Below are 6,664 nucleotides of genomic sequence, written 5' to 3'. Positions count from 1 at the left end.
CGCGGGCGGGGGTGGCGTGCGCACCGCGGCGTGGGCCGTCGGGCTCGGGGTGCTGCTCGCGGCATCCGTCGTCACCGCCGTCGCGATCGGGCCGGCGGGCCTCAGCCCGGCCGACGTATGGGCGAGCGTGCTCGCACACCTCGGCATCGGCGAGCCCACCCTCAGCCCGCTGCGCGACGGCATCGTGTGGCAGCTCCGGATGCCGCGAGTGCTCACCGCCGCGGCGGTCGGCGCGGGCCTCGCGCTCTGCGGCGCCGTCATGCAGGCACTCACGCGGAACCCGCTCGCCGACCCCTACCTGCTCGGACTCTCGTCGGGCGCATCGGTCGGCGCGGTCATCGTGATCGTGCTCGGCGCGGGCCTCCTGCTCCCGTTCGCGGCGTTCGCGGGCGCGATCGTCGCCCTCGTCGCGACGCTCGCCCTCGCGAACGCCGTCGGCTCGCTGAGCCCGACGCGAACGGTGCTCGCCGGCCTCGCCGTGTCCGCCGTCTTCGGCGCCATCACGAGCCTCGTCATCTTCTGGAGCGCGACGGGCGACAGCTACCGCGAGATCCTCAATTGGCTCCTCGGCTCGCTGGCCGGCACCGACTGGACGTCGGTCGCCATCGCGGGCGGCGCGGTCATCGTGATCGGCGTGCCGCTGCTCACGAGCGCGACGACGCTCGACGCGTTCGCCTTCGGCGACACGGCCGCGGCGGCGCTCGGCGTGCACGTCGGCCGCACTCGCGGCCTGTTGCTCACCGGCACCGCCCTGCTCACGGGCGCGCTCGTCGCGGTGAGCGGGTCGATCGGGTTCGTGGGCCTCGTGCTGCCCCACGCGGTGCGCCTCCTCGTCGGTTCGCGCCACCGTGCGCTGCTGCCGCTCTCCGCCCTCGCGGGCGCGATCTTCCTCGTGTGGGCCGACACCGGCGCGCGCACCCTCTTCGACCCGCGCGAGCTGCCCGTCGGCATCCTCACCGCCCTCATCGGCGGTCCCGTGTTCGCCGTGCTCATGCTCCGCAACCGGAGGCTCACATGACCGGGACCCTCCACACCGACCGCGTGCGCTTCTCCCGCGCGCGCCGCCTCATCATCGACGACGTCGACTGCACGGTGCCGGCCGGCACGGTGGGTGCGCTCCTCGGGCCGAACGGCGCCGGCAAGAGCACCCTGCTCCACCTCATCGCGGGCATCGAGCGAGCGGATGCCGGCGCCGCCCACTTCGGCAACCGCGATCTCGCCGCGATGCGTCGCCGCGAACGTGCACGGGTCGTCGCCCTCGCCGAGCAAGACGTGCAGGATGCCCCCGGGCTCCGCGTCGCGGAGGTCGTCGCGCTCGGCCGAACCCCGTACCTCGGCGCGTTCGCCGGACCGGGCGAGCTCGACCGCGCGGTCGTGCGCCGCTGCATCGAGGACGCCGGGCTCGTCGAGCTCGCCGACCGGGAGTACGCGTCACTCTCGGGCGGCGAGCGCCAGCGCGTGAACATCGCTCGTGCCCTCGCGCAGGAGCCCGAGCTGCTGCTGCTCGACGAGCCGACGAACCACCTCGACGTGCGCGCGCAGCTCACGATGCTGCGGCTGCTCCGCGAGCTCGCGCACGGCGGGCTCACGGTGCTCGCGGCATTGCACGACCTCTCCCTCGCCGCGGGCTACGCCGACCACGTCATCGTGCTCGCGAACGGCCGCGTGGTCGCCGCCGGTGAGCCGCGCACGGTGCTCACGCCCGAACGCATCCGCCTGGTTTGGGGCGTCGAGGCCGCGGTGCTCGAGCATCCGGTGAGCGGGCGGCCGCTCATCGCCTATTCAGATGTCGCCGACGAGCGGATGCCGCACGCAGGGCCCATCCCGACCGGCCGCACCGAGGCGTAGCCTTGATCGCATGAGCGAGGTGAGGGAGCGGGGCGAGCTGAGCGAACTGAGCGAGTCGAGCGAACTGAGCCAGTTGGGCGAGTCGGGCCGGCTCGCCGAGCTCAGCGAGAACAGGCGGTCGCTGCTCGATTGGATCGCCGAGGAGTTCCTGCACAACTCGTGGGCAGGGCGACGACTCGTCGCGGTCGAGGGCGCATCCGACGAACCCGCAGCCCGTTTCGCGAACGACCTGGCCGCGGTGCTCGCAGCTCGAGGGCAGACCGTCGTTCGCCGTTCGCTCGGCGACGTCGACGAGGCGACGCTGCGCCGTGAGACCATCGAGCCGTTCCGCGCCGGGAGCCTTCCGGGCGCCGAGGCAGCCGACACGGTGCTCGTCGTCGACGGGCGCCGGCTGTTGAATGACTCCGTGCGCGGCATCTGGCATTTCTCGGCGTGGACGCTCGCCGGAGACGAACTGCCGCACGCCGGTGTGAACGTCATCGTCGACGTCACCGACGAGTCCACCCCGAAGCGGTACTTCTACGACCTCTGCAAGCTGCCGCCGAGCGTGGGCGAGCGGCACTGAGCCGCGGCATCCGTCGCGGCATCCGTCCCGCCATCGGTCACGACAGCACGTCCTTCGTGAGGAACCGGCCGACGGCGAGCGCGCCGAACACCACGAGGTAGCCGGCCTGCAGCAGCGCGTTGTCGCCGAACGTGTCCCACACGATCGGATCGCGCATGAGGTCGCCGAAGCCGAGCCAGTAGTGCGTGAAGAGCCACGGATGCAGCCACTCGAGCTGCGGGAGCGCGCCGACGATCTGCGACACGACCGCGAGGATCGCCGTCGCGGCCATCGCACCCACCGGCACCGTCGTGAGGGTCGAGAGGAAGAGCCCGATCGCCGACAGCCCGAGGAGTGAGACGGTCACGTACGCGGCGATCGCGAGGAAACGCAGCAGGGCGTCGCCGACGCCCACCGTCGCCCCCGAGAGCAGCGTCACGGGCCCGATCGGGAACAGCGCCCAGCCGATGAGCGTGCCGACCACGACGACGGTGAGCGTCGCGGCCACGCAGAACACGGCGGCGGCGGCGTACTTCACGAGGAGCAGCCGGATGCGGCCCGCCGGCGCGATCAGCAGGTAGCGGAGGGTGCCGTGGCTCGCCTCTCCGGCGATCGCGTCACCCGCCACGACGCCGATCGTAAGCGGCAGGAAGAGCGGGATCGCGACGAGGATCGCCGTGACGCCGACGAAGAACCCGTTGTTCGTAATCTGGTCGAGGAACGCCGGCCCGCGCCCGGTCGGCGGCCCGCCCGAGAGTCGCACCGCCAGCGCGATGAGGATCGGGATGAGGGCGAGCGCTCCGAGCAGGGCCCACGTGCGACGGCGGCGGAAGAGCGTGAGCAGCTCGGAGCCGAGCAGGGAGAGCGTCCCGCCGCCGGCGCCGCCGCTGCGGCCCACGCGCGCGTCGACTCCCACCGGCCCGTCGTTCGCCTCACGCGACGACATCGAATCCCTCGCCGGTCAGGTCCACGAAGCGCTGCTCGAGGCTCGCTCGCTCGATCTCGAATCCGCGCACCCGCACGCCGGCGTTCACGAGCGCGGCCACGATCGCCTCGGGCGCTGCATCGGCCGAGCCGCCGAGCCGAGCCGTGACGAGCTCGTCGCCCGAGGCATCCATCACCGAGCGGATGCCGCCCGCCGCCGTCTCCCCGATCGGCAGCCCGAGCTCCGCCAGCACGGCACGAGCGCGGCCCGGGTCTGGCGTGCGCACGAGCACCCTGGAGCCGCTGCCGCGCAGCTCGTCGAGCGTGCCCTGCGCCACGAGACGTCCCACGCTCATCACGGCGGCGTGCGTGCAGACCTGCTCGACCTCGGCGAGGAGATGACTCGACACGAACACCGTCGTTCCGCCGTCGGCGAGCGAGCGGATGAGCGAGCGCACCTCGCGCGTGCCCTGCGGGTCGAGCCCGTTCGTCGGCTCGTCGAGCACGAGGAGCTCCCGGCGCATCAGCAGGGCGTTCGCGAGGCCGAGCCGCTGCTTCATTCCGAGTGAGTAGGCGCCCACCTTCTTCTTCGCGGCGTGCGAGAGTCCGACTCGCTCGAGGGCGAGGGCGACGCGGTCCGACCGGGTGCCGCGAGGGGCGTGCCGATCGGCGGCGTCGAAGCGGCGCAGGTTCGCCTCTCCCGAGAGGTACGGCGAGAAGGCCGGTCCCTCGACGAGGGCGCCGACGCGCGGCAGCACCGAGTCGACGTGGTGCGGCATGTCGGCACCGAGCACGCGGGCATCGCCCGCGGTCGCCGCGACGAGGCCGAGCAGCATCCGGATCGTCGTCGTCTTTCCCGAGCCGTTCGGACCGAGGAATCCGAAGACCGAGCCCTCGGGCACCGCGAGATCGAGCCCGTCGACGGCGACCTGCGAGCGGAAGCGCTTGGTGAGGCCGTGCGTCTCGATCGCGAGGTCGGGCACTGCGGCTGCCGTCAGCGCCCGGTTGCGGCGGCGTCGAGCAGGCGGTCGGCGGTCACCGCGCCGGCGAACACGCGGCCGTCGTCGGTGATGAGCACGGTGACGAGCGAGGTGGAGAGGATGCGTCCGCCGTCGACGCGCTCGGTGAGCGCGCCGAGCATCGCGGCCGCCTCGCCGTCGAAGCCGGCACCACCGACGCCTGCCGCGGGCAGCTCGACGACGGCCGACCAGCCCTCGCCGTGCACGACGGGGCGAGCCGCTTCGTCGCCGGGCGCCGCCTCGGCCTGGGACTCCGCCTCGGCCTGGGCCTTCCACTGCTCGAGCTCTTCGACGGTCGGGATCGGCACGGCGTGCTCGGTCACCTCGGTGCCCTCAGGCGGGGTGAACGCGAACACCGCGGCATCCGGCGCCTCGAATGAGACGTCGGTGAACGCGACACTGAACGCCGGCTCGTCGGCGCCGCGAGCGGTGACGGATGCCGCGAGCGCGACACCCGTGTCGCCGTCGATCGCCACGGTGATCTCGCCCACGAGCGTGTCGGCGTCGCGCGGTTCGAGCACGAGCTCGTAGACCTCGCGGCCGGCGACGCGCCCATCGGTGCCGACGGAGACGTCGGTCGTCTGGTCGAGCTTCGCGAGCGCCTCGTCGAGCAGCTGCTCGGGGGTCGGCAGGGGTGCGCCGAGCTCGGCCTCGAGCCGCTCCCGGGCCTCGTCGTGGTGCGCCTGCGCCTCGGCTTCGAGCGCGTCGAGGGCGGCCTGGTCGACGGTGAGGTGCGTCGCGGCCTTCTCGGCGGAGTCGTAGATCCACGCGCCCTCATCGGAGAGGTACACGTTGCGCTCAGCCAGCCGGTCGAGCACCTGCAGGCGCGCGTTCGAGCCGTCGAGGTAGACCTTGGCCGTGTGGGTTCCGGTCGCGAGCGAGATGAGGTCGTCGAGATCGGTGGCGGATGCTGCGGCGTCGCCGTCGCTGCCGCTGCCGCTGTCGCCGTCGCCGTCGCCGAAATCCTCGGTGCCGCCACCGGTGCCGCCACCGCTGCCGCCACCACCGCCCATCGCTCCCGTGAGACCGGACAGGTCGGGGAGGCCGAGCTCGGAGCGCTGCTCGATCGTGCCCGAGAGCGACTCGACGTCGCTCGACGCGGCGAACTCGAGGAGCTCGGCCGGCGTGAGATCGGGGAGATCGACCGCTGCATTCGCCTGCAATGGCACGAGCACCACGCCGACGCCGATCGCGATCGGCGCGACGATGGCGGGGATCCAGCGGGTGAGCCTGTGGGAGGCCCCGGTGTCGCGGGCGCGCATGGGTTCAGGCTACGCCTGCCCGCGGCATCCGGAACCTGATCAGTGGGAACACTCAGGATCACGGCCGCCGTCGCTCGCCGCCGAGCGGCGACGCGCGCACCCCGAATTGGGGAGAGGCGCAGACGCCGCCAGGGAGATACCGTGATGCGACGCGAGCGACATACGGCTCGCGCACGTCGGCGTCGCCGCGCCCGAACCGCGGCTGACCCCGAACTGAACCGTGACGCTTCTGGGGGGCGCCACGGTTCAGTAGTTTCTGGGGCAGTCGTCGCTACGACGCGAGCGATGGCGTGACGAGGATCACCACCCCCGCCAGCAGGGTGACGAGGTAGAAGAAGAGCGGCGGGATGTCCCCGAGGACGATCGTCACGACGACCAGCAGCGCCATGCCGACGACCACGACCCACCCGAGCCAGTCGGGATACGGGCTCGCGAGGAGTGCCAGGCCGAAGACCGCGAGGCCGACCTCGGTGAGCGCGGCGTAGAGCAGGAAGAGCCAGGCGGGCACCGCCCCCTCCGCGAATCTTGCCGGATCTGCAGCACGTGCGTACAGGTGTCCGAGCCACGGAACCAGGCCGAGCGCCAGGAGCGCCGTGCTGGCCAGCATGAGCCAGGCAAACGACCCGTCGCGATCGTCGGGGGCGAGAAGGCCGATGCCGATGACCGTGACGAGCGACCCGACACCGAACAGCACCTGGGACACGATCCAGGCCCTCGGGGAATCGGTGATGTGCTCGAGCTTCTTCGCCGGGGAAGCCTCGGGGAACACTCGGGCAGAGATGGGCATGAAGGCGGCGACGAGGAAGAGCACCGATCCCAGGATCATCACGGTGCCGCTCACCAGGCTCAGACCGATATTCATCGCTGCCCCCTCCCTCAACCATTGCCCCCGATCCCCACCCGGGTCTAGCGTGAGGCACCAAAAGCTCGTACCCAGTTCGGGGGGATCACATGGTCAACTTCGTCGCCCACGACCGCTCCGCGCGCCGCCGGGTGGCGCTCGGTCTCGCCGCCGCACTCGCGGCAGGAGCCGTCGCCACGGCCGCGCCGGCGTCCGCGCACTCGCT

At 72.4% G+C, this 6,664-nt stretch carries 7 protein-coding genes; 3 read left to right on the top strand and 4 right to left on the bottom strand.

The features are described from left to right. The first annotated feature begins 16 nt into the window (after positions 1-16). The 3 genes from ESP51_RS20035 to ESP51_RS20025 are packed head-to-tail and all read left to right on the top strand — an operon-like array spanning position 17 to position 2,413. Positions 17-1,018, top strand: coding sequence for a putative F420-0 ABC transporter permease subunit (locus tag ESP51_RS20035; protein WP_129522628.1), 1,002 nt, complete (start codon positions 17-19; stop codon positions 1,016-1,018). Continuing rightward, a complete protein-coding gene (locus ESP51_RS20030; protein WP_129522627.1) occupies positions 1,015-1,848 on the top strand; it encodes an ABC transporter ATP-binding protein in 834 nt (277 codons plus the stop codon). The genes ESP51_RS20035 and ESP51_RS20030 overlap by 4 nt, the downstream gene beginning before the upstream one ends. A 10-nt stretch (positions 1,849-1,858) precedes the next feature. Then, positions 1,859-2,413: a nucleoside/nucleotide kinase family protein gene (locus ESP51_RS20025; protein WP_129522626.1), complete on the top strand. Its 555-nt coding sequence runs from the start codon at positions 1,859-1,861 to the stop codon at positions 2,411-2,413. 37 nt (positions 2,414-2,450) lie between these two features. Here the strand turns inward: ESP51_RS20025 and ESP51_RS20020 are convergent, their stop codons facing one another. From ESP51_RS20020 to ESP51_RS20005, 4 genes are all read right to left on the bottom strand, one after another. Beyond that, positions 2,451-3,338, bottom strand: a complete 888-nt coding sequence (locus ESP51_RS20020) for an ABC transporter permease (RefSeq protein ID WP_129522625.1) — start codon at positions 3,336-3,338, stop codon at positions 2,451-2,453. Beyond that, positions 3,325-4,299: an ABC transporter ATP-binding protein gene (locus ESP51_RS20015; protein WP_129522624.1), complete on the bottom strand. Its 975-nt coding sequence runs from the start codon at positions 4,297-4,299 to the stop codon at positions 3,325-3,327. Before ESP51_RS20015 ends, ESP51_RS20020 begins: the two co-directional genes overlap by 14 nt. 11 nt (positions 4,300-4,310) lie before the next feature. Next, complete coding sequence (locus ESP51_RS20010) at positions 4,311-5,597, bottom strand: LolA family protein (RefSeq protein WP_129522623.1); 1,287 nt, start codon at positions 5,595-5,597, stop codon at positions 4,311-4,313. A gap of 271 nt (positions 5,598-5,868) precedes the next feature. After that, positions 5,869-6,459 (bottom strand): hypothetical protein, encoded by a 591-nt coding sequence (locus tag ESP51_RS20005; protein WP_129522622.1) that lies wholly within the window; start codon positions 6,457-6,459, stop codon positions 5,869-5,871. Between the last annotated feature and the right edge of the window lie 205 nt (positions 6,460-6,664).

Origin of the sequence: Agromyces albus (assembly GCF_004134825.1) — a bacterium.
Lineage (GTDB): Bacteria > Actinomycetota > Actinomycetes > Actinomycetales > Microbacteriaceae > Agromyces > Agromyces albus.
The sequence above is the reverse complement of the archived record's forward strand: the minus strand, read 5'-3'. Positions and strand labels throughout refer to the sequence as shown.